The organism is Pseudomonas sp. R62 (assembly GCF_000257605.1).
Lineage (GTDB): Bacteria > Pseudomonadota > Gammaproteobacteria > Pseudomonadales > Pseudomonadaceae > Aquipseudomonas > Aquipseudomonas atacamensis.
Genome location: NZ_JH635998.1, coordinates 3420149 through 3422641, shown reverse-complemented (window position 1 = coordinate 3422641; position 2493 = coordinate 3420149). Strand labels below are relative to the sequence as shown.

Below are 2493 nucleotides of genomic sequence, written 5' to 3'. Positions count from 1 at the left end.
AACACCCTCGACTCGATCCCCGGCCCGTTGCTGGACCGGATGGAAGTGATTCGCCTGTCCGGCTACATCACCGAAGAAAAAGTTGCCATTGCCAAGCGTCACCTGTGGCCGAAACTGCTGGAAAAGGCCGGCGTATCAAAAGGCAGCCTGAGCATCAGCGACACCGCGCTCAAAGCCTTGATCGACGGCTATGCCCGTGAAGCCGGCGTGCGGCAGCTGGAAAAGCAGATGGGCAAACTGGTGCGCAAAGCGGTGATGAAGCTGATCGACGATCCGAAAGCGGTGATCAAACTCGGCCCGAAAGACCTCGAAGCCTCGCTGGGCCATCCTGTGTTCCGCAACGAACAAGTGCTGTCCGGCACCGGCGTGATTACCGGTCTGGCGTGGACCAGCATGGGCGGCGCGACCTTGCCGATCGAGGCCACGCGAATTCATACACTCAACCGCGGCTTCAAGCTCACTGGGCAACTGGGCGATGTGATGAAGGAATCGGCAGAGATCGCCTACAGCTACGTCAGCTCGCACCTCAAACAGTTTGGCGGTGATGCGAAGTTCTTCGACGAAGCCTTCGTCCACCTGCACGTGCCCGAAGGCGCAACGCCGAAGGACGGCCCGAGCGCCGGCGTGACCATGGCCAGCGCCCTGCTATCCCTCGCGCGTAATCAGCCACCGAAAAAAGGCGTGGCGATGACCGGCGAACTGACCCTGACCGGGCATGTACTGCCGATCGGCGGCGTGCGCGAGAAAGTGATCGCAGCGCGGCGGCAGAAGATTTTCGAACTGATTCTGCCGGAGCCGAACCGGGGTAACTTTGAGGAACTGCCGGATTACCTGAAGGAAGGAATTACCGTGCACTTTGCCAAGCGGTTTGCGGATGTGGCGAAAGTCTTGTTCTAACGCGAGTGTAAGTGCTGCGGGCCGTACCGTAGCGCTTATATGAATCTGCTGTTAAAACCAGTCAGATCCAAGCATAGGAATCTAAAGTACTGTCAACTCTGACAGTACTTTTTTTCATGCGCACTACCCACACTGATTGTTCTATTTGTCGTCTACTCGTGAGTACCTGATGAACAATCACAACGCGCCTCATACCCGCTACATGCATAACCTTTGCGGACACTTCGAAGCTTCATTCACCAGACCCGGCGATCCAGGCGAAGCACGCTATCCCTATCACTCGCAGACAGTGCACAACCGAATGGCCAGATCCCTTGAGTATCTGAACTTTGATAGCAACTCGGGCACGCAGCCATTACCCACGACAACCAGCGACCATCGAAGCATAGGCATTACGCTTAAATCAGAGATCGCATCGGGCACCTACGTATTTCCGCGGGACGCTTCAGTGGTCCAGGTAACCTATGGAGAATTTCAAAACTCCGACACCAATTTCAACTTCGTGGTTCACAAGGCGACCAAGGCTGAACTTGAGTTGAGCATTACTGAAGACGGGCGCCGTTACTCTGGTGAGCTCCGATTCGAAGTGCTGATCAACGGAGAAATCCTTGAAATCACGTCGCGCTTTGACGTTCTAGTGACCTTCAACAGCAGTCCGACAGTTTCAAGCAGCATGCAGTCTAAAAGAACTCCAGCAAGCACGAGATTGCAAAACCTGACCGGAGAATTCAACGCGACGTTTCCTGTTTCTGCGGAACCGGGCGAAACGTCATTTGCACGAGCTCCATTTCACTCTTCGGGCCTAAACTACACTGATGCATTTTTTCTGGAAGACATTAACTTCAACACCCAAAGCGGAACAGTTTACCCGGACACTTATATAACCAGTGATGCGCGCTCATTTTCAGTTCACTTGAAGAAAGAAATCACTTCTGGAACCTATCACTTTCCAAGTGTGGGGAGCCCATTTACGCTGTTGCAATATAGCGAAATGCGCTACGTGGGCGATGGATATATAAATTGGAGCCTGGACATACTTGAAGCAACGCTTGAACTGGAAGTTACCGATGAACGTCGCTACCACGCGAAGACCTTGTTGGTAAAAGCCAATACACCCAACGGGTTGATTTTGAACATCAACGCAGATTTCGATATTTACCTGGCCAAGGATTGACTGAGGCAACCCATATCTTCATCAGCAGAGACAGGCGATACCGTGCGTTTCGTTGAGAAGCTTGCGGACGTGGCGAGGGTTCTCTTCTGATGATCATTGCTATACCTCCTTCGCAAGCAGGCTCGCTCCCACACGGTGATGCAGTGAACACAAAATCTGTCGACACTGCTGATCACTGTGGGAGCGAGCCTGCTCGCGAAGGCGTCAGCTCTTGCAACACCACTCTCCCTGACTGTCACACTTTGTCTCATCTTCAGTTATGCTCGCCGCTCGTCGTAACTGCCGGAGCTGCTGACCTTATGTCCCCCACTCGCCTGTTTCTCCCCCTCGCCCTTTCCTTGCTGGCGGCCTGCGCCACGCAACCGAAACACAACGTGACTGTGGAAAAACAAAGCGAATGCCCCGTGCGGCTCAACGTCGGG

General features: G+C 53.8%; 2 protein-coding genes and 1 pseudogene. All 3 read left to right on the top strand.

Annotation, left to right across the window (positions count from 1 at the left end; translation table 11 throughout):
* Window positions 1-897, top strand: an 897-nt coding sequence (locus tag OQK_RS31370) for a S16 family serine protease (RefSeq protein WP_038861013.1), incomplete at its 5' end; no start/stop codon positions are given.
* A 169-nt stretch (window positions 898-1066) separates the two neighbouring features.
* Window positions 1067-2071 carry a hypothetical protein gene (locus OQK_RS16510; RefSeq protein WP_136492765.1) on the top strand — a complete coding sequence of 335 codons (1005 nt, stop codon included), beginning with the start codon at window positions 1067-1069 and terminating at the stop codon, window positions 2069-2071.
* A 299-nt stretch (window positions 2072-2370) separates the two neighbouring features.
* Window positions 2371-2493 (top strand): annotated as a pseudogene (locus OQK_RS31365) (protease inhibitor I42 family protein); the annotation flags it as partial.

What these genes read in the sequence shown, in the direction of transcription:
- OQK_RS16510 (WP_136492765.1), top strand. Translation starts at nt 1,067, where the DNA reads ATGAACAATCACAACGCGCCTCATACCCGCTACATGCATAACCTTTGC.